This window comes from Roseateles sp. GW821-FHT09B06 (genome assembly GCF_059418245.1).
This window is the reverse complement of record NZ_JBWKPM010000003.1, coordinates 268,057-287,110: the sequence shown is the minus strand read 5'-3', so window position 1 is coordinate 287,110 and position 19,054 is coordinate 268,057. Positions and strand designations below refer to the sequence as shown.

15 protein-coding genes and 1 other RNA gene are annotated in these 19,054 nt (G+C 70.8%); 5 read left to right on the top strand and 11 right to left on the bottom strand.

All coding sequences use genetic code 11. The features are described from left to right. Positions 1–176: 176 nt before the first annotated feature. The gene (locus AC07OQ_RS04700) at positions 177–1,985 is read right to left on the bottom strand and encodes a methyl-accepting chemotaxis protein (RefSeq protein ID WP_495051927.1); all 1,809 of its coding nucleotides are present in this window, start codon (positions 1,983–1,985) and stop codon (positions 177–179) included. Positions 1,986–2,119: 134 nt separating this feature from the next. Next, on the bottom strand, positions 2,120–2,551 hold the full coding sequence (locus AC07OQ_RS04695) for an Lrp/AsnC family transcriptional regulator (protein ID WP_495051926.1): 432 nt from the start codon (positions 2,549–2,551) through the stop codon (positions 2,120–2,122). Positions 2,552–2,703: 152 nt separating this feature from the next. On the opposite strand from AC07OQ_RS04695, the gene ocd reads away from it, so the two are divergent. Then, complete coding sequence (ocd, locus tag AC07OQ_RS04690) at positions 2,704–3,756, top strand: ornithine cyclodeaminase (protein ID WP_495051925.1); 1,053 nt, start codon at positions 2,704–2,706, stop codon at positions 3,754–3,756. Between the two features lie 174 nt (positions 3,757–3,930). Next, positions 3,931–6,225 carry an ATP-binding protein gene (locus AC07OQ_RS04685; protein ID WP_495051924.1) on the top strand — a complete coding sequence of 765 codons (2,295 nt, stop codon included), beginning with the start codon at positions 3,931–3,933 and terminating at the stop codon, positions 6,223–6,225. Positions 6,226–6,331: 106 nt separating this feature from the next. Here the strand turns inward: AC07OQ_RS04685 and AC07OQ_RS04680 are convergent, their stop codons facing one another. Continuing rightward, positions 6,332–7,291 carry a carbonic anhydrase gene (locus AC07OQ_RS04680; RefSeq protein ID WP_495051923.1) on the bottom strand — a complete coding sequence of 320 codons (960 nt, stop codon included), beginning with the start codon at positions 7,289–7,291 and terminating at the stop codon, positions 6,332–6,334. A 35-nt stretch (positions 7,292–7,326) separates the two neighbouring features. Next, positions 7,327–8,592 carry a multidrug effflux MFS transporter gene (locus tag AC07OQ_RS04675; protein ID WP_495051922.1) on the bottom strand — a complete coding sequence of 422 codons (1,266 nt, stop codon included), beginning with the start codon at positions 8,590–8,592 and terminating at the stop codon, positions 7,327–7,329. A gap of 113 nt (positions 8,593–8,705) precedes the next feature. Between AC07OQ_RS04675 and AC07OQ_RS04670 the strand changes: the two genes are divergently transcribed. Further along, the gene (locus AC07OQ_RS04670; protein ID WP_495051921.1) at positions 8,706–9,692 is read left to right on the top strand and encodes a Gfo/Idh/MocA family protein; all 987 of its coding nucleotides are present in this window, start codon (positions 8,706–8,708) and stop codon (positions 9,690–9,692) included. 5 nt (positions 9,693–9,697) lie between these two features. Here the strand turns inward: AC07OQ_RS04670 and rnpB are convergent. The 3 genes from rnpB to AC07OQ_RS04655 all read right to left on the bottom strand — a co-directional run bounded on the left by rnpB (position 9,698) and on the right by AC07OQ_RS04655 (position 12,945). After that, an RNA gene (rnpB, locus tag AC07OQ_RS04665) (RNase P RNA component class A) lies at positions 9,698–10,137 on the bottom strand. A 9-nt stretch (positions 10,138–10,146) separates the two neighbouring features. Beyond that, positions 10,147–11,733: a methyl-accepting chemotaxis protein gene (locus AC07OQ_RS04660; protein ID WP_495051920.1), complete on the bottom strand. Its 1,587-nt coding sequence runs from the start codon at positions 11,731–11,733 to the stop codon at positions 10,147–10,149. A gap of 252 nt (positions 11,734–11,985) precedes the next feature. Next, entirely contained in the window at positions 11,986–12,945 is a 960-nt protein-coding gene (locus tag AC07OQ_RS04655; RefSeq protein ID WP_495051919.1) for a DMT family transporter, read from the bottom strand. An 87-nt stretch (positions 12,946–13,032) separates the two neighbouring features. Between AC07OQ_RS04655 and AC07OQ_RS04650 the strand changes: the two genes are divergently transcribed. Beyond that, positions 13,033–13,908 (top strand): LysR family transcriptional regulator, encoded by an 876-nt coding sequence (locus AC07OQ_RS04650; RefSeq protein WP_495051918.1) that lies wholly within the window; start codon positions 13,033–13,035, stop codon positions 13,906–13,908. A 16-nt stretch (positions 13,909–13,924) separates the two neighbouring features. Here AC07OQ_RS04650 and AC07OQ_RS04645 read toward each other — a convergent pair whose 3' ends face one another. Genes AC07OQ_RS04645 through pyrC form a run of 4 tightly spaced genes read right to left on the bottom strand, consistent with a single transcriptional unit; the run spans position 13,925 to position 18,027 of the window. Next, positions 13,925–14,908: an FHA domain-containing protein gene (locus AC07OQ_RS04645; protein ID WP_495051917.1), complete on the bottom strand. Its 984-nt coding sequence runs from the start codon at positions 14,906–14,908 to the stop codon at positions 13,925–13,927. Continuing rightward, on the bottom strand, positions 14,884–16,242 hold the full coding sequence (locus AC07OQ_RS04640; RefSeq protein ID WP_495051916.1) for a S1 family peptidase: 1,359 nt from the start codon (positions 16,240–16,242) through the stop codon (positions 14,884–14,886). Before AC07OQ_RS04640 ends, AC07OQ_RS04645 begins: the two co-directional genes overlap by 25 nt. A gap of 31 nt (positions 16,243–16,273) precedes the next feature. Further along, on the bottom strand, positions 16,274–16,999 hold the full coding sequence (locus AC07OQ_RS04635; protein ID WP_495051937.1) for a DUF3025 domain-containing protein: 726 nt from the start codon (positions 16,997–16,999) through the stop codon (positions 16,274–16,276). After that, positions 16,984–18,027 (bottom strand): dihydroorotase, encoded by a 1,044-nt coding sequence (gene pyrC, locus AC07OQ_RS04630; protein ID WP_495051915.1) that lies wholly within the window; start codon positions 18,025–18,027, stop codon positions 16,984–16,986. Before pyrC ends, AC07OQ_RS04635 begins: the two co-directional genes overlap by 16 nt. Positions 18,028–18,149: 122 nt before the next feature. Between pyrC and AC07OQ_RS04625 the strand changes: the two genes are divergently transcribed. Then, positions 18,150–19,022 (top strand): DUF4394 domain-containing protein, encoded by an 873-nt coding sequence (locus tag AC07OQ_RS04625; RefSeq protein ID WP_495051914.1) that lies wholly within the window; start codon positions 18,150–18,152, stop codon positions 19,020–19,022. The last annotated feature ends 32 nt before the right edge of the window (positions 19,023–19,054 follow it).

Sequence of the window (19,054 nt, the reverse complement as noted above, 5' to 3'; positions counted from 1 at the left end):
CGTGCGACCTACACGATGGAGTTCAAGCATTACAGCGAGGCGCCCAAGAACGTCGCCGACGCCATCATCACCTCGCGGACGAAGTAAGCCCACCCCCTGCGCACGCCAAGGCCGGAGGCCTTGGCCAAGCCCGGCGGACCGGCAAAGCCGGATCCGCCGGCTCCGCTGATGGAATCTCAGGCCTGCGATTGACCGAGGCGGAAGCCGGCGACGATCTCGGCCAGCTTGTGCGCCTGGTCGCGCAGGCTCTCGGCCGCGGCGGCCGACTCCTCCACCAGCGAGGCGTTCTGCTGCGTCATCCGGTCGAGCTGGGCCACCGCGATGTTGACCTGCTCCAGCCCCAAGCTCTGCTCGCGGCTCGCGCCGCTGATCTCGGCCATGATGGCGGTGACGCGCTGCACGCTGGCGACGATCTCGCCCATCGTCGTGCCGGCCTGGTTCACCAGGGCCGTGCCGCCCTCCACCCGGTCGACGCTGGCGCCGATCAGGGTCTTGATCTCCTTGGCCGCCTCGGCCGAGCACTGTGCCAGCGCCCGCACCTCGCCGGCCACCACCGCGAAGCCGCGGCCCTGCTCGCCGGCGCGCGCCGCCTCGACGGCCGCATTCAGGGCCAGGATATTGGTCTGGAAGGCGATGCCGTCTATGGTGCCGATGATGTCGGCGATGCGGCGGCTGGCCGCCTGGATCTGCTCCATCGTGCCCACCACCCGGGCCACCACCTCGCCGCCCTGGCGGGCCACGTCCGCCGCGCTGCCGGCCAGGCCGTTGGCGCTGGCCGCCGACTCAGCGCTCTGGCGCACCGTCCCGGTCAGCTCCTCCATCGAGCTGGCGGTCTGCTGCAGATTGCTGGCGGTTTCCTCGGTGCGCTGGCTCAGGTCCTGGTTGCCCGAGGCGATCTGGCGCGCCGCAACCGCCATCGACTGGCTGGTGGCGCGCACGTCCAGCATCACATGCTCGATCTTGGCAACGAAGAGATTGAAGGAGCGCGCGATGTCGGCGATCTCGTCCCGGCCGCTCGCGGCCAGGCGCTGAGTCAGATCGCCGCTGCCCGAGCCGATCTCGTCCATCGCATCGCGCACGCGCGATAGCCCCTGCAGCAGCACGCCGATCGCCAGCGCCGACAGGGCCGCGGCCACCGCCGCCACCGCCACCAGCGAAACGCCGGCCGTGGCCAGCAGGCCGGACAGGGCGGCAAGCGCCTCGCCCTGTTCGGCCGCGGTGACGAGGGTCCATTCGGTGCCCGGCACCGCCGTGGCCTTGACGAAGAAATCCCGGCCGCCGACGCCGGCCGCCACCAGTTCGCTGCCGGCGGCACGCGCCAGCAGTTCGGGCGCGAAGTCGGCCGACAGCTCGGCCACCGGCTTCAGGGTCAGGGCCGCGTCGGGATGGGCAATGATCCTGCCGTCCTTGGCCAGCAGGAAGGCGAAGCCGCTCGCGGTCGGCTTGATGGTCTTCAGCGTCGCGATCACGTCGTCCAGCGGCACATCGGTGCCGGCCACCGCGCGCAGCGCGCCCTCGGCCTTGATCGCGCTGGCGAAGCTCACCACCAGCTTCTTGCTGGAGGAGGCGATATAGGGCGCGGTCAGCACCGGCGCATCGGCGCCTTCGGCCAGCTTGTACCAGGGCCGCGCGCTCGGGTCGTATTCGGCCGGGCGCTGGCGGTCGGGCACCGAGATCATGCGCTTGTCGGCATGGCCGATATAGGCCAGGTCCAGCCGGCCGGACTTGAGCGCCTGTTCCAGCATGGCCTGGGGCGCGTCCAGCGCGACGGCCGGGGCCAGCGCCGCGACGATGTCCTTCTGCGCCTTGACCCACGCGGCCATCGTGCCGGCATGGGCTTCGCCCAGATCGGACAGCTGGGCCAGCACCTGGCGCCGTGCATGAGCGCTGACGCTGAAATAGCTGGCCAGGGTGGCGACGCCGATGGCGGCGACCACGATCAGGATGCAGATCGCGATCAGACGGTTTTTGATGGTGGTCAGCATGAGGTGGGCAGGCTCGTCCCTCGGGTCGCCAAGGACGGCCGTAGCAGGCATTGGGGAGAAGCGCGGCAGTGTACGTACAGCGCCCTGAAATCCTAGGGTTTACCCTTTAATTTCGGCACCTGCCGTGACCGGCTTCACAGCTTGTGGGTCGACAGCAGGATGCTGGTCTCGGTGCTGGCGATGCCCTCGATCAGGCGCACGCCGCTGAGCACCCGGTCGAACTCCTCCAGCGTGTCGGCGCGCAATTCGGCCACCAGGTCCCAACGCCCGTTGGTGCTGTGCAGGGCCGCCACGTTCGGATGGCCGCGCAGTTCGCGCAGCACATCGGCGGTGCGGTTGCCCTCTACCGCCACATTCATCAGCGCACGGATGCGCTGCGCCTCGGCCGCCGGCCGCAGCCGCACGCTGTAGCCCACGATCACCCCCTCGCGCTCCAGCCGTGCGATGCGGTTCTGCACCGTCGCCCGCGCCACGCGCAGCTGGCGGGCCAGCGCCACGACGGACATGCGTGCGTTGTCGCGCAGCAGGGCGATCAACTCCCGGTCGGTGTCGTCCAGATTGGCCATGATGCTTCATTATGGCGAGCAATTTGCTAAACGACCGCAGCAAATTGATCGCTTTGCCAGCTATTTATTAGCCATGCTCCCGACCAGAATTTGCGCAAAGGCGGCTCGCGGTCGATCCGGGCCGCCGCCGAACGCTTTGCCCGGAGACCGTCATGACCCGCTTTGTCGATGTACCCGCCCTCACCCAGCTGCTGCAGCGCAAGGGCGTGGCCCCGCTGATGGAGGAACTGGCCGCCTGCCTGCACGAGGATTTCCTGCGCTGGGAAGAGTTTGACAAATCGGCCCGCGTGGCCAGCCATTCGCCGGTCGGCGTGATCGAGCTGATGCCGGTGGCCGATGCGCAGCGCTACGCCTTCAAGTATGTCAACGGCCATCCGGTCAATACCAGCCATGGCCTCTACACGGTGATGGCCTTCGGCGTGCTGGCCGATGTGGCGAGCGGCTATCCGCTGCTGCTGTCCGAGCTGACCCTGACCACCGCGCTGCGCACCGCCGCCACCTCGGCGCTGGCGGCCAAGGCGCTGGCGCGCCCCGACGCGCACCGCATGGCCCTGATCGGCAACGGCGCGCAAAGCGAGTTCCAGGCCCTGGCCTTCCACACCCAATTGGGCATCGGCGAGATCGCGGCCTACGACATCGACCCCGCCGCCACCGCCAAGCTGCAGCGCAATCTGGCCGGCTTCCCGACCCTGCGCATCGAACGCGCCGGATCGGTGGCCGAGGCCGTGCGTGGCGCCGATATCGTCACCACGGTCACGGCCGACAAGACCCGCGCCACCATCCTGACACAAGAGATGATCGAGCCCGGCATGCACATCAACGGCGTCGGCGGCGATTGCCCCGGCAAGACCGAGCTGCACGCCGAGTTGCTGCGCCGCGCGCGCATCTTCGTCGAGTACGAGCCGCAGACCCGCATCGAGGGCGACATCCAGCAGTTGCCGCCCGAGCATCCGGTGACCGAGCTGTGGCGCGTGCTCGCCGGCCGGGCCGAGGGCCGCCAGAGTCGCGCGCAGGTCACCGTATTCGACTCGGTCGGCTTCGCGCTGGAGGACTACTCGGCGCTGCGCCTGGTCCATCGTCTGGCGCTGGAACTGGGCATCGGCCAGGACGTCGAACTGGTGCCGCAGGCCGACGATCCCAAGGATCTGTTCGGCCACACCCGCCCCGACCGGGGGCGCGGCGTCACGCTGCGGCGCGCTGCCTGAGCGGCCTCGATCGCCGCCGTCCCCAATACCCGTGACGGCCGGTCTCGAAAGGGCACGGCGGCCGCCCCGGCGTGCCATTTGTGGCGCTTTGCCGGTCCAGATCGGCGTTTGGGCTCCGCGGGCCGGGGTTACAGTCGGACGCATTCCTAGCGCAGGATGGTCCGGGGTCACATATTGAGCCGAAAAGCTTCCAGCTCGCTGTTCGTTGCCCTCGCGATGGGCGCCAGCATCGGTCTGCTGCTGCCTGCGCTGGTCATTGGCGGCTTGTGGATCGGCTTGCGCGAGCCCCAGCAGGCCGAGCAGACCCAGCAGAACGAGCTGCAGTCCAAGCTGGACGTGCTGGCCTCCAGCCTGCCCGAGTTGCTGTGGAACCTGGACCAGGTGGCCGCGCGCGAGGTGGTGGCCGCCATCATGAAGTCGCCCGAGGTGGTGCGCGTGCGCGTCAGCGATGCCTCGCAGGGCCAGCCCTTCATCGAGATGGGCTTCCCGGAGCGCCGCAAGGGCCGGCTGTTCCAGGGGGAACGCGAGATCTACCGCGGCAACGCCAAGATCGGCCATATCCAGATCGAGCTGGATGACCACCTCGCGAGCGCCGCACTGACGCGCCAGCGCTGGCTCTATGCGCTGACGGTGGGCGGCCAGTTGCTGATCTCGCTGTTCCTGATCCTGGTGCTGCTGAACTCGCGCCTGTTGCGACCCTTGCGCGAGCTGGGCGGCTTCGCCAACGACCTTGCCGAAGGTCGCTTCGCCACCGCGCTGAAACCCCTGCGCGACGACGAGATCGGCCGCCTGGGAGGCCATCTGGAACATATGCGCGATGCGCTGCAGCAGCAGTTCGACTCGCAGCGCGACCTGATCGAGCGGCTGCGCGGCATGGCCGAGACCGTGCCGGGCGTGGTCTACCAGCTGCGCATGAAGCCGGACGGCAGCTTCGGCTTCGCCTATGTCAGCGAGGCGGTGCGCGACTACCTGCGCGTCGGCCCGGCCGAGCTGGCCGAGTCGGCCGAGGCCTGGTTCGAGCAGATCCATGCGGAGGATCGCGCGGCCGTACGCGATTCCTTGCTGGCATCGGCCCGCCAGCTGACGCCCTGGCAGCAGGAGTTCCGTACCTATCACGCCGACGGCAGCGAGCGCTGGCTGTACGGCAACGCGATCGCCCAGCCCGAAAAGGGCCAGGGCGGCCAGGGCGTGCTGTGGCACGGTTTCCTGACCGACATCTCGCGCCAGCGCCGCGACGCGCTGGAGCTGGAGCGCTACCGCCATCATCTGGAGGAGCTGGTCCAGGCCCGCACCGCCGAGCTGGCCGAGGCCACCCAGGCCGCCCAGGCCGCCAGCCTGGCCAAGAGCGCCTTCCTGGCCAATATGAGCCACGAGATCCGCACGCCGATGAATGCCATCATCGGCCTGACCTATCTGGTCCGGCGCGACAGCGTGGAGCCGGAGCAGCAGGAGCGTCTGAAGAAGGTGGCCGACGCTGCCGAGCACCTGCTGTCGGTGATCAACAATGTGCTGGACTTCTCCAAGATCGAGGCCGGCAAGCTGCAGCTGGAGCGGGTTGAATTCAGCATCGGCCAGGTCCTGGACAGCATCCGCAGCATGCTGGCGCAGCGCGCCAGCGAGAAGCAGCTGCGCATCGAGGTCGAGGTCGATCCGGCCCTGAACCAGCGCCCCTTGCTAGGGGATTCCCAGCGCATCGCCGAGGTGCTGCTCAACTTTGCGGGCAACGCGATCAAGTTCACGGATCAAGGCTTCGTGCGCCTCACGGCCAGGGTGCTGCATGAAAACGAGCGCACGCTGCAGCTGCGCTTCGAGGTGCAGGACAGCGGCATCGGCATTACCGAGGAGGCCCAGGCGCGCCTGTTCCAGGACTTCGAGCAGGCCGACAGCTCCACCACGCGACGCTACGGCGGCACCGGCCTGGGGCTGGCCATCTGCCGCCGGCTGGCCCAGCTGATGCACGGCGAGGTGGGCGTGCACAGCCGTCCCGGCGAGGGCAGCCGCTTCTGGTTCACGCTGCAGGTGGAAAAGCCTGGGCAGCAGCCGCCGCGCCCCAGCCCCCCGCTCAGCCGCAGCCAGATCGCGCGCGAGCTGCAGCAGCAGTTCGGCGGCGCCCATGTGTTGCTGGCCGAGGACAACGCCGTCAACCAGGAAGTGGCCGTGGCCCTGCTGTCCAGCGCCGGCCTGGTGGTGGATGTGGCCGAAGACGGCCAACGCGCCGTCGCCATGGTGCAGCAAGGCGACTATGCGCTGGTGCTGATGGACGTGCAGATGCCGGTGATGGACGGCCTGGACGCCACCCGCGCGATCCGCGCCAGCGGCAAGGGCCGCGACATCCCGATCCTGGCGATGACCGCCAACGCCTTCGCCGAGGAGCGCCAGCGCTGCCTGGATGCCGGCATGAACGACCATGTGGCCAAGCCGGTCGTCGCCGAGCAACTCTTCGCCACCCTGAGGCGCTGGTTGAGTTGAACCACCCCCTACGGCCTTCGGCCGCCCCCTCAAGGGGGCACGCCCGAGGGCCCGGCGAAGCCGGATCCCCGGGCGTCGCTGGTTTTCGGGTCCGGCCGGAGGGTCTTCAGCGGCTCTGCTTGATCAGGCGCCCGCTGCCCTGCTGCAGCGGGCGGGCATTCATCGGGTAGAGCTTGGCGAAGATCTCGAGTTGCTCGCCCGACAGCGGTACCGGCTGGCGCATCACCATCCACAGCACCCCTTCGCTGCAGGGCGGCGTGGTCAGCGAGCCCATATAGGTGTAGTAGCCGCGGTCCTCGGGCAGCAGCTGGATCGGGTCCAGCTGGACCTGGGCCGGCTGGGCCTCCTGCTTCTCCAGCGGCAGGTTGTTCCAGACGGTCTGCACCAGCGGCTGGTCGCGGCCGCGCTCCAGCAGCACCGCCAGTACGGCCAGGCGCCCCTCGGCGTCCTTGTGCACCAGATGGGCCGACATGTCGAACTGGCGGCCGTTGATGCGCTCCTCGCTGGGGCGGTGGAAATGGAACTGCTGCAGCTCGTAGCGCCGGCCCATCACCGTGAGGCTGCTGCCGGGCGCCACATTGACCTGCACCGTATGGCCGTTGTCCAGCACCGCGAAACCGCCGGGCCGGTAGTCGAACTTGATCGGCTCCAGCTCGACCCGGATGCCGTCGCGGATGTCGATCGGGCTCTGGCGCGTGCCGATGCTGCACAGGCGGAAATCGGGCCTGAGCTCGCCCCAATGCTCGGGAGCGCCCTCGCCGCCATAGGCCCAGTGGATGTCGGCCCGCCCGGGCCGCGCCGCACCATGGGCCGACGGTCGGGCCGGCGCCTTGCTCGCCGCCCCGGCATCGCCCTTGGCCGGCGGCGTGCCGATCGGTTCGGTCTTGGACGAGAGGCGCTCGGCCAGGCGCCGGCGCAACTCCTCCTCGTCGATCGGCGCGGCCTGCGCGGCTGCCGGCTTGGGCGGATCGCTGCGCAGGCCGGCCGGACGGCCCTGGGCCTGGGCCTGGGCGGCCCAGATCAGCAGCAGCCCCGCCAGGGGCCATGCGCGCACGACAGCAGACATCGAAACTCTCTTTCGGCCCGACGCCAATGCGGGCCTCAGCCCTGGGTATCGGTACGCGGCGCGTGATCTTGAGCCCGCGCCGCCTCTTCGCCGGCATAGCCCACCTCGCGCTTGACCCGGATCCAGGCCACCAGGCCGATCATCATCATGCCGATCGAGGCCAGCGCCAGCGCCAGCGTCGAGTGCATCACCAGCGGCGCGATCACGCCGGCCACCAGGCCATTGGCCGCGCTGCCGATGCAGGCCTGCAGCGAGGAGGCCATGCCGCGCCGTTCCGGCGCCAGGTCCAGCACCATCAGGGTCACCACCGGCACCATCAATGCCCAGCCCAGCGCGAACACGCCGATCACCGGCAGCGCCCAGAAGGGACTGGGCGGCAGCAGCAGGTTCAACGCCACATTGAGCAGCGAGACCAGGGTCATGATCAGGAAGCCATGGCGGATCTGGTGGCGCGGCTTGATCTTGCCGGCCAGGCGCCCGCTCAGGAAGGCCCCGCCCATGATGCCGCCGATCGAGAAGCAGAAGAACCAGGCGAACTGGGTCGGCGCCAGCTGCAGGTGCTCGCCCAGGAACACCGGCGCCGCCAGCACATAGAGGAACATGCCGTTGAAGGGCACGCCGCTGGCCAGGGCCAGCAACAGGAAACGCCGGCTGCTGCACATGCTCCAGTAGCCGCGCATCAGCGAGCCCAGATGCAGGGGCTGGGCCTGGCTCTTGTGCAGCGTCTCGGGCAGCAGGCGCCAGTTGGCGATGAACAGCGCCGCGCCGACGGCCACCAGGAACCAGAAGATCGAATGCCAGTCGGCATGCACGAACAGGAAGCCGCCCACCATCGGCGCGACCGCCGGTGCCACGCCGAAGAACAGCGTCACCTGCGACATCACGCGCTGCGCCTCCGAGGGCGGGAACATGTCGCGGATGATGGCGCGCGACACCACGATGCCGGCCCCGGCCGACATGCCCTGCACCGTGCGCCAGAACACCAGCTGCCCGATCGTACCGGCCAGCGCGCAGCCCAGCGAGGCGATCGTGAAGAGCGCCATGCCCCATAGCACCACCGGGCGACGGCCGAAGCTGTCGGACAGCGCGCCATGGAACAGGTTCATCACCGCGAAGCCGAACAGATAGCTCGACAGCGTCTGCTGCATCTCCAGCGGTGTGGCGTTGAGCGCGCGCGCGATGCCCGCGAAGGCCGGCAGATAGGTGTCGATCGAGAACGGGCCCACCATGCCCAGGCAGGCCAGCAGAACGGCCAGGGCCCAGCGCGGTGCACGCCAGAGTGTGCTGGCTTCGGGATTCATTGGTGGATTTTGTGCGTTGGCCGCCCGGCTCGACGGCATCGGCAGCGGGCGGGCTCCGAGTGTAGCGGCCCCGCCTAAACTGGGCGACTTCGAGAATCTGCTGCGACAACAAGATGCCGGAACCTTTGAACATCGGCCTGATCGGCCTGGGCGTGATGGGCCAGCGCATGCTGGCCCGGCTGAACGGGCATGCGGTCCTGCATGCCGCCTGGGTGTGGGACGCCAACCCGGCCGCGGTGGCCGCCACCTTGAAGTCCTACCCGCAGCTGCGGGCGGCCGGCAGCGCGGCCGAACTGATCACCCGGCCCGGGCTGGCCAGCCTCTACATCGCCACGCCGCCGGCCGCCCATATCGAGCTCAGCCATGCCGCCTTCGACGCCGGCCTGGCGGTGTTCTGCGAGAAGCCGCTGACGGTGGACTTCGCCGCCGCGCGCGCCTGCATCGCCCGCATCGAGCGCGAGAAATTGCGCGCCGCGGTGAACTTCTCGCTGGCCTCGGCCCCCGGCCTGGCCAGCCTGCAGCGCGCCTTCGGCGCCGCCTCGCACCTGCCGCTGGGCGCGCTGCGCGAGGTGCAGCTGGAGCTGGGCTTCGCCGCCTGGCCGCGCCCCTGGCAGGCCGCGGCCGGCGCCTGGCTGGCCGAGCGCGTCGAGGGCGGCTTCACGCGCGAGGTGCTGTCGCACTTCATCTTCGTGCTGCAGCGCGTGCTGGGTCGCGCCGAGGTGCTGGAAAGCCGGGTCGACTATCCGGCGGACGGCCGCAGCGCCGAAACAGGCTTGCGGGCGCGGCTGCGGGCCGACGGAGTGCCGGTGCAGATCGAGGGCCGGGTCGGCCCCGAGATCGAGGTGCCCGACCGCAACCGCATGCGCTGGAGCGCCAGCGAGGGCGAGATCGAGCTGCGCGAATGGTTCGGCCTGACCCAGCAGCGCCGCGGCGAGGGCTGGCAGCCGCTGGGCGAGTCGGAAGCGCTGCGCGGCACGGCCCAGGCCGACCAGCTGGAGCAATGGGTCGCGCTGATCGAGGGCCGCTCGCACAGCCTGCCGGGCTTCGCCGAGGCCCTGGCGGTGCAGGAAACCATCGAGACGCTGCTGCGCCCGACCTGAAAAAAGAGTGAAGCAAGCCGATAGGCCGGATTCTGTGCAAGACCCGACCCTTGCGGGCCGGGCCTCGTGACCGCCATTCCTCTGGGCCGCGCATCACTGCGCGGCTCGGTGCCACCTACCCGCCAGCTCAGCGAGCCGCCTCAATACTGGCCTACTTGGTGTTGCTGCGCGTAGAGATTGCCCGTTTCACCCAAGGCGGGCCTTGGCCCGCCTTGGGTGCTGTTCGGTTGGGGCTCGCGCCCCAGGCGCTGCTTACGCATCGCCCGCCAGCTTGCGCTGGCGCCTCACAGACCACCCCAGGTGGGACCCACCTTGACTCGTCTCTGTTGCTCTGATCCTCGGCTCACGCCGGACAGCCGTTAACTGCTACGCCGCTCTATGCAGTCCGGACCTTCCTCCAGTGCCGTGTTTCCACGCTTGCACCAGCGGCGGTCTGGCTTGCTTCACGACCGCATTATCCCGCAGAAGCCAGACCCCGGCCGTCCTGCGTCTTGAAGACCGCGATCACCTGCAGCAGGCTGGCGGCCTGCTGGCGCAGGCTCTCGGCCGCGGCCGCGCTTTCCTCGACCAGGGCGGCGTTCTGCTGCGTGCCCTGATCGATCGAGGCCACCGCCTGGTTGACCTGGCCGATGCCGCTGCTCTGCTCGACGGCCGAGGCATTGATCTCGGCCATCAGATCGGTCATGCGGCCCACCTGGGCGACGATGTCGTCCATGGTGCTGCCGGCCTCGCCGACCAGCTGGCTGCCGGCCTCGACCTTGCTGGCGCTGTCGTTGATCAGGCTCTTGATCTCGCGTGCCGCCTGGGCGCTGCGCTGGGCCAGGGTGCGCACCTCGCCGGCCACCACCGCGAAGCCACGGCCCTGCTCGCCGGCCCGGGCCGCTTCCACCGCCGCGTTCAGCGCCAGGATATTGGTCTGGAAGGCGATGCCGTCGATCACGCCGATGATGTCGGCGATCTTGCGGCTGGCCGCCGAGATCTCGCCCATGGTGCTGACCACCCGCGCCACCACCTCGCCGCCGCGCCCCGCCACCGCGGCCGCCGAGCTGGCCAGCTGGCTGGCCTGGCGCGAACTGTCGGCGGCATGCTGGACCGTGCTGGTCATCTGCTGCATCGAGGCCGCGGTCTGCTGCAGCGCGCTGGCCTGCTGCTCGGTGCGGCTGGACAGGTCCTGGTTGCCGTTGGCGATCTCCCGCGAGGCGGTGGCGATGCCGTCGGCCGACTGGCGCACCCGGCCCACCATGCCCACCAGGCTCTCGTTCATCTTCTTCAGTGCGGCCAGCAGCTGGCCGGTCTCGTCCCGGCGATCGACCTCGATGCGCGAGCTCAGGTCGCCCGAGGCCACGGCCTCGGCCAGATGCACGGCGCGGGTCAGCGGCCGCGTCACCGCATTGCTGAGCAGCCAGCCCATCGCCAGTGCCGCGGCAATGGCTGCCGAGCAGACCGCCGCCATCAGCAGGCGGTCGCGCTCGTAGCCCGCCGCCGCCCGTGCCACTTCGTCGTTCGACTGGCGCTGCTCCTCGCGGATGAAGTCGCCGGTGGCCTTCAGCAGCGCGGCCAGCAGGGGCCGGCACTCGGCATTCATCTTGGCCACGGCCTCGTCGCGCCGGCCGGCCACGGCCATGCCGACGATGTCCAGCGCCACCGGGCCGTACTTCGCCTCGACCCGCTCGATCTCGGCCAGCATCGCGCGGTCCTGCTCGGTCGCATCGTCGGCCGCGGTCACGGCCTTCTTGAGCCGGGCCAGCGCGGCCTGCATCTCCTCGTGCGCCTGCGTGACCAGCGCCTTCTCGGCCTCGCGCTCGGCCGGCTGGCTCACCAGCACCAGATTGCGCGCCGCGATCGCGCGCCGGGTGGCCGCGCCACGGATGTCGACGGCCAGGCGCTCGCGTGCGCCGACCCCTTCAAGATAGTCCGAGAAGCGCTCGTTGGAGCGCGACAAGGATTGCAGCGACAGACCCGAAACCAGTAGCACGATGGCTGCCAGACAGGCGAATCCAAGCATCAGCTTGGCTTTCACGCGCAGATGGCGCAGGCTCATGTTCAACCCCCTAGGCGCGTCGAGGCGCCGACCTGACGATGAGCCCCATGCCGCCCAGACCCCGGCATGAGGAGGCCCTGGGTTCTATGACCCGGTTCTTCGGTCTATCGGCCGGCGTTGTCGCAACTTGAGAACCCCGTGCAGCGCGCCGGCTTGGCTACCATAGGCCCGGCGCAGCGGCCTTCCAATGCCAAGCGGATCAGGTTTGCGCCGCCATCGGCAATACGCCACATATCCGCGGCCGACACCGGCCTATGGCGCCCTGTCCGAGCCGGTGCCGCGCGGGAAGGTCGAGGGCGTCCCACCCGCCCCCATCACCGGGCTTGCCGGCCGGGCCGGCCGGCGCAGCGCCAGCAGCGCCGCGCCCATCAGGGCCACGCCGGCCAGCTGCACGCCGTCCAGCGCGCGCCCGTAGACGCCCCAGTCGACCAGCACGGCCGCGCCCGGATAGACGAACTGCAGCAGCGCCACCTGGCCGGCCGGCAGGCGCGCCATGCCGGCATACAGCAGCACATAGGCCAGGCCGGTGTGCAGCACGCCCAGGCCCGCCAGCCAGGCCCAGGCCGGCCCCGGGGCCGGCCAGCCCTGCGACAGCGGCCACCACAGCAAGACCAGCAGACCCACCAGGCATTGCCACCAGGCCAGCGCGAAGGAGTTCAGCCCCGGCACCGCCTTGGCGATCAGGGTGACGCCGGCATAGCTGAGCGAGCCGCCCAGGCACATCGCCAGGCCCAGCAGATAGCCCCGGTCCAGCGGCGCCCCGCCCTCCCGCAGCAGGCCCGAGGCCAGCGCCAGCCCCACCAGCGCCAGCAGTGCCGCCGCTCCCTGCCGCCTGGACACCGGCTCGCCCAGCAGCAGCGCGGCCAGGCCCATCACCCACAGCGGCTGCACATGGAAGACCACGGTGGCCACGCCGATCGAGCAGCGCTCGATGGCGGCAAAGAACAGGCCCCAGTTCAGCAGCATCAGCAGGCCCGCGCTCACCGCCGCCGCCAGCGCCGGGCGCGACAGGCGCAGCTCGCCCAGGCGTCCGCGCCACAGCCCCCAGGCCAGCAGCGCCAGCGCACCGAAGGCGCAGCGGAACCAGACGGCCGTCAGCGGGGCCTGGCCGGCCTCCTCCAGGCACACGCCGAGCGTGGCCAGCAGCAGGCCGCCGCCGACCATCAGGCCGCGGCCACGGCGTTCCTGCATGTCGCGATGGGTATCGTCCATGCCGCCATGCTGGGGCCGCGCGCGATCGCCGTGAAGCGGATAGTTCGAACGACTACCATCTGCTTTCCGAATAGCTGGAATCCGCCCATGGCCGCCCGCGATCTGCAGCTCGACTGGCTGCGCGCCTTCGTCACCGTCGTCGACACCGGTTCGCTGTCGGCCGCCGCGCCGCTGGTACACCGCTCGCAGTCGGCGGTCAGCAGCCAGCTGCAGAAGCTGGAGGACGCGCTGGGCCGGCCGGTGCTGCTGCGCGGCCCGCGCCATCTGGCGCTGACGCCGGCCGGGCTGGAGCTGCTGGGCTATGCGCGGCGCATCCTGGACCTGCACGGCGAGGCGCAGCAGGCCTTGCAGGGCCCGCTGCTCAGCGGCCGGGTGCGGCTGGGCGTGCCGGACGACTATGCGGCCAGCTACCTGACGCCGGTGCTGAAGAGCTTTGCCAGCCGCCATGCGGGCGTCGAGATCGAGCTGTTCTGCGAGCAGTCCACCGCGCTGATCCCGCGCATAGGTCGCGGCGAGCTGGATCTGGCCCTGGTCTCGCGCCCGGATTCAGGTAGCCGGGCCGCGCGCGGCACCCTGCTGTTCCACGAACCGCTGGTCTGGGTCGGCGCGCCGCAGCACGAGGCCTGGCGGCGCGACCCGCTGCCGGTGGCGGTCTACGAGGCCGGCAGCCTGGCGCGACGCGGCGCGCTGGCGGCCCTCGCGCAGGCGCGGCGCGCCTACCGCGTGGTCTACAACAGCTCCAGCCTGGCGGGGCAGCTGGCGGCGGTGGACAGCGGGCTGGCGGTGGCGGTGCTGACGCGCTGCTGCGTGCCGCCGGGCCTGCAGATCCTCGGCGACAAGCAGGGCCTGCCGCCGCTGCCGGCGATGCAGGTGGCGCTGCTGCGCAGCAGCGCCTCGCGCCGCGATGCGGCGGTCGAGGCCCTGCACGCGCTGGCGCTGCGCACCCTACTGCCGCGCGTCTAGCGCGGCCGCGGGGGACTCAATCCTCGCCCTCGTCCCTGGCGCCCTCGTCGTCCTTGGCGGCCTGGCGCGCCAGTTCCTCCCGCAGCGGCCGCAGCGACTCGACCAGGGCCTGCGGCGGCTTGGGTGTGGCCAGGCGCGCGGCCGGCGGCGGCAGGCTGCTCAGGTAGGGCGGGCCGAACCAGTACTGCTGCTCCTGGCGCTTGGCCACCAGCAGCAGCAGCCCGCCCAGCAGCAGGCCGCCCAGGGCCCAGCCCAGCGCCCGGCGGCCGCGCGGCCACACCAGCACGGCATGCCACCACAGCAGCCCCGTCAGTGCCACCGGCGTCGCCAGCGCCTCCAGGCTCAGCAGCGCACGCAGCGAGAAGGCATAGGCCGCCAGCGGCAGCAGCAGCGACAGCAGGTAAAGCCCGCCGGCCACCAGCAGGGCGCGCCACAGATGGGTGAAGAAAGGGAAGCGATGCTGGAACAGCTGCGTGACCAAGGCCCACAGCGCGGCCCAGCCCAGCAGCAGGCCCAGCGGCGCCAGCACCGCTCCGGCATAGTCCACCCAGGGCGAGCCCGGGTCCACGCTGCTCCACTGCTCGAGCCACAGCAGGGCCAGCCAGAGCGCCAGCGCGCCGTAGAGCCAGCGCAGGCGCGGCGCGCCGGCGGCGACCAGCAGCGGCTGCTCGGGCGCCAGCGGATCGGCGGCGCGGCGCAGGCGCAGCTGGGTGGCCCCGAGCTGGAACAGCGCGCCGGCCGCCAGGGCCACCGATTCGCCGCCGCGCAACCGCCGCCGCCCCAGCCAGCCGCCGTTCAGGCTGTCCAGCAGGGTCAGCTGCGGGCCGGCCTCGTCCAGGGCCAGCCGGGCATGGGCGCCGGCCAGATGGCTGTCGTCCAGCACCAGGTCGCAGGCCGGCGAGCGGCCGATCGACACGGGCCAGGCCCGGATGCGATGCACCGCGCGCACCTGGCCATCGCGGCCCAGCACCTCGATCACTGCGGCCGCGCTGCCGTCCATCCGAACCCTCCCAGGTAATGGGCGCTCAGGCGGAGCGCATTGTCGAAGCTGACGCCGCGCGCATCGAAGCGGCCCAGGGCCCCCTCGGCGGCGGCGTCCACGGTGGTGACCAGCACGCTCAGGTCGTGCAGGCCGCGCAGCTTGCGGTAGGCGGTCAGGCAGATCACGGCGCGCAGCGGCGGGCCGGCCTCGCCCTGGATGAACTCCTCGCGGCAGTAGGGCGCGGTGCGCTGCTTGTTGGCGCGGCCCAGGTTCTCGTTGCGGAAGCTGCCCGAATACTGCTTGGAGAAGCGCAGCGCGCCGAGATTGCGGCCGTCATAGGCCTCGTGCGAGATGTCCAGATAGCCGGTCTGCAGATTGCCGCTGATGAAGACCGCATGCTCCATGCGGCATTGCGAGCGCTGGAACGCCAGGCCCTTGCTGTCGGCCGGCGTGCCACGGCCCCAGCAGCGCATGAAGTCCTCCTGCGGCACCGGCAGGCGGTAGCGCCCCTGGCCGGCGCTGCGCCAGGGCTGGGCCACGAAGGCACTGGTCAGCGCCTCCTGGTAGGCCAGCAGCTGTTCGCGCAGGCGCGGCCAGGCCGGTCCGGCCAGCGGCCTGGCCGCCCGGCTGCGCTGGAACAGCGCCAGGGCGAACTCGGCCGGCACCAGAAAGCTCATCTGCTGCGCGAAGAACATGGCCGAGACATTGATGCCGACGACGCGGCCCTCCTCGTCCACCACCGGCCCGCCGCTCATGCCCGAGTTGATGCTGCCGGAGTAGTAGATCAGCGGGTCGAAACTGCGCTCGACCAGGCCGTTGTAGGTGCCCTCCACCACCGCGAAGGCCACGTCGTGCGGATTGCCCATCGAGTAGATGCGGTCGCCCTTGGACAGCGGCTGCTCCGGCGCCCGGAACTGCAGCGCGCCGGCGCCCTTCAGTCCCTCGCCCACCACGCGCAGCAGGGCCAGATCGCGGCGCACGTCGAAGTCCAGCAGCTCCAGCTCGCCGCCGTGCCCGTCGGTGCTGGCATAGCGCAGGCGGTAGCTCTCGGGCTCCAGCGCGGCCTGGCTGATCACGTGGTAGTTGGTGATCACATGGCCCTGCTCGCTGACCAAGAAGCCCGAACCCACCGAGGCCTGGCTGTCCTGGTTCTTCAAGAGGGTGCGGATCTGCAGCAGTTGGCCGCGGGCGCGCTCGTAGAGCCGGCGGGCGGTGGCCGACACCGGCTGCGGCACGGTCGCCGCGGCGCTGGCCGGCTGCGAGGGCGCAGGCGCGGCCGGCGGCGGCACGGGCTGGGCCAGCACCGGCAGCGCCAGCAGCCAGGCCGCCAGGATCGGGAATGGGCGCAACAAGAACGGTACTCCTTGATGTTGTGCGGCCATGCTAACCGGCTTGCGCCGGACGCCGCGGGCGAAACACCGCCGGGTCCCGATAAAAGTCCGCGCCCTCGTTGCTGGCCCACCAGCCCGGCACGCCCAGCACCGGCAGGGGATGGAAGGGCTTGGCCGCCAGCACCTCGGGGTCCTGCGGTTCGGCCAGCAGCACATGAGCGCAGATCGGCTTGCGCGGCTGCAGCAGCTTCTCCAGCAGCGCATGGCCGACCAGTTCCAGTCGCACGCCGGCCCACAGCGGGCGCAGGCCGACGAAAAGGCGCGACCAGTCGCGCTCGACCAGGGCCTCGACCAGCGGCGGCGGCGCGCCGTGCAGCAGCGCGCCGTTCTCGTCCAGCAGGGTCAGCGCATCGCGCAGCGGCCCGCGCTGCGGGCTCGGCAGCGGCGCCTCCCGCGTCTCCAGCCCATGCCAGGCATTGAGCCGCGCCTTCAGCGCGGGCCGGTGCAGCCAGACCAGGCCGTTGAAGAAGTCGTGCAGGTCGTCGCGCGTGGGCACGCGGCCGCTGCGGCGGATGAAGGCCTCGTAGCCCTCGCCCGCCGGCAATGCGGCCTGCGGCACGAAGCGCACCGGCGCCGCCTGCGTGTTCAGCACCTCGGCGAGCGGCGCGCCCGCGCGCCAGCGCTCCCACAAGACCTGGCCCCGCGCGCGGTACGGCGCCAGCCAGGGTGCCGACCAGTCGACCTCGACCGTCGGCCCTGCCCTCAGACCAGCTGCCAGCCCAGGGCCTCGCCGCCGCGCAGCGGCTTCAGGCGCGCCTCGCCGAAGGGCACGCTGTCCGGCAGGGTCCAGCCCTGGCGCTTCAGCGTGACCGTGCCGCGGTTGCGCGGCAGGCCGTAGAAATCCGGCCCGTTGAAGCTGGCGAAGGCCTCCAGCTTGTCCAGCGCGCCGGCCAGCTCGAAGGCCTCGGCATACAGCTCCAGCGCGGAGAGCGCCGTGAAGCAACCGGCGCCGCAGACCGAGTTCTCCTTCATCACCGAGGCATGGGGTGCGCTGTCGGTGCCGAGGAAGAACTTGGCCGATCCGGAGGTGGCGGCCCGCAGCAGGGCCAGGCGATGCTCCTCGCGCTTGAGCACGGGCAGGCAGTAGTAATGCGGGCGCAGGCCGCCGGTGAAGATGGCGTTGCGGTTGTAGAGCAGGTGCTGGGGCGTCAAGGTCGCGGCGGTGTAGGCGTCGCTGGCGGCCACGTACTGCGCGGCCTCCTTGGTGGTGATGTGCTCGAACACCACCTTCAGCTCCGGCATGTCGGCGCGCAGCGGCGTCATCACCTGATCGATGAAGACGGCCTCGCGGTCGAACACGTCGATGGCCGGGTCGGTGACCTCGCCATGCACCAGCAGCAGCAGACCCTCGCGCTGCATCGCCTCCAGGGTCTTGTAGGTCTTCCTGATGTCGGTGACGCCGGCATCGCTGTTGGTGGTGGCGCCGGCCGGGTAGAGCTTGAGCGCCACGACGCCGGCCTCCTTGGCGCGCCTGATCTCGTCGACCGGGGTGTTGTCGGTGAGATAGAGCGTCATCAGCGGCTGGAAGTCGGCGCCCTCCGGCAGCGCGGCCAGGATGCGCTCGCGGTAGGCGCCGGCCTGTGCGGCCGTGGTGATCGGCGGGCGCAGATTGGGCATCACGATGGCGCGCGCGAACTGGCGTGCGGTATGCGCCACGACGCTCTGCAGCGCGGTCTCGTCGCGCAGGTGCACATGCCAGTCGTCGGGTCGGGTCAGGATCAGCTCTTGGGGAACGGCGGTACTCATGGCCCCGATTGTCGCATCCGGTCCCGGGGGCCAAAGCCCCGCGGTCCACCGGTGTTTGGGCTGACAAGCGGGCGCGGGCCGGCCAACAATCGGCCACCCAAGCCCCACGAGCGATACCTCTGATGCCACGTCAAGTCCTGACCCTCCTCGCGGGCAGCGCCCTGCTCGCCGCCTGCGCCACCAGCACCGAAGCTCTGGGGCCGCCCGCCAAGGAGACGATCCACGCCGTCACCGCCGGCAACCGGCTGATCCGCTTCAATGCCGGCCAGCCCCAGAAGATCCTGGCCAGCCGGCCCCTGAGCGGCTTGGCCGCCGGCGAGACCCTGCTGGGCATCGACTACCGCGTGGCCAAGGGCCAGCTGTTCGCGCTGGGCACCAGCGGCCAGCTCTACCGCATCGACACCGCCGATGGCAGCGCCAGCGCGCTCGGCACGCCGGCCATGCTGCCGCGCGAGGGCGCGACGGAATGGGGCTTCGACTTCAACCCGACGGTCGACCGCATCCGCGTGGTCAACGACGCCGGCTTCAACCTGCGCCTGCATCCCGACACCGGTGCCGTGGTGGACGGCAATGCCGACCAGCCGGGCCTGCAGCTCGACGGTCGCCTGGCCTACGACGCGGCCGACGCTCATGCCGGCAAGGCGCCGGCCATCGTCGCGGCCGGCTACACCTACAACAGGGACAACGACAAGATCACCACCAACTACGCGCTGGACGGCAAGCTGGGCAGCCTGGTGCACCAGGGCACGAAGGAAGCTGTGACGCCGCCGGTCTCGCCCAACACGGGGCGGCTCTACACGGTGGGTTCGCTGGGCATCGGCAGCTTCGAGCGCGCGACGCTGGACATCTCGGATGTCTCGAACGCGGCCTATGCCTCGATCAGCCGCGGCGCGGTGTCGAGCTGGTACCGCCTCGACCTGAGCACCGGCAAGGCGACGCTGATCGGCCCGATCGCCGGCGGCGAGGCCGTGGTCGGCGCCGCGATCGAGCCGTAAACCCAGCGGAGCCCGCGGATCCGGCTTTGCCG

What these genes read in the sequence shown, in the direction of transcription:
- AC07OQ_RS04655 (WP_495051919.1), bottom strand. Translation starts at nt 12,945, where the DNA reads ATGGACGATACCCATCGCGACATGCAGGAACGCCGTGGCCGCGGCCTG.
- AC07OQ_RS04650 (WP_495051918.1), top strand. Translation starts at nt 13,033, where the DNA reads ATGGCCGCCCGCGATCTGCAGCTCGACTGGCTGCGCGCCTTCGTCACC.
- AC07OQ_RS04670 (WP_495051921.1), top strand. Translation starts at nt 8,706, where the DNA reads ATGCCGGAACCTTTGAACATCGGCCTGATCGGCCTGGGCGTGATGGGC.
- AC07OQ_RS04700 (WP_495051927.1), bottom strand. Translation starts at nt 1,985, where the DNA reads ATGCTGACCACCATCAAAAACCGTCTGATCGCGATCTGCATCCTGATC.
- AC07OQ_RS04675 (WP_495051922.1), bottom strand. Translation starts at nt 8,592, where the DNA reads ATGAATCCCGAAGCCAGCACACTCTGGCGTGCACCGCGCTGGGCCCTG.
- AC07OQ_RS04660 (WP_495051920.1), bottom strand. Translation starts at nt 11,733, where the DNA reads ATGAGCCTGCGCCATCTGCGCGTGAAAGCCAAGCTGATGCTTGGATTC.
- AC07OQ_RS04645 (WP_495051917.1), bottom strand. Translation starts at nt 14,908, where the DNA reads ATGGACGGCAGCGCGGCCGCAGTGATCGAGGTGCTGGGCCGCGATGGC.
- AC07OQ_RS04625 (WP_495051914.1), top strand. Translation starts at nt 18,150, where the DNA reads ATGCCACGTCAAGTCCTGACCCTCCTCGCGGGCAGCGCCCTGCTCGCC.
- pyrC (WP_495051915.1), bottom strand. Translation starts at nt 18,027, where the DNA reads ATGAGTACCGCCGTTCCCCAAGAGCTGATCCTGACCCGACCCGACGAC.
- AC07OQ_RS04695 (WP_495051926.1), bottom strand. Translation starts at nt 2,551, where the DNA reads ATGGCCAATCTGGACGACACCGACCGGGAGTTGATCGCCCTGCTGCGC.
- ocd (WP_495051925.1), top strand. Translation starts at nt 2,704, where the DNA reads ATGACCCGCTTTGTCGATGTACCCGCCCTCACCCAGCTGCTGCAGCGC.
- AC07OQ_RS04680 (WP_495051923.1), bottom strand. Translation starts at nt 7,291, where the DNA reads ATGTCTGCTGTCGTGCGCGCATGGCCCCTGGCGGGGCTGCTGCTGATC.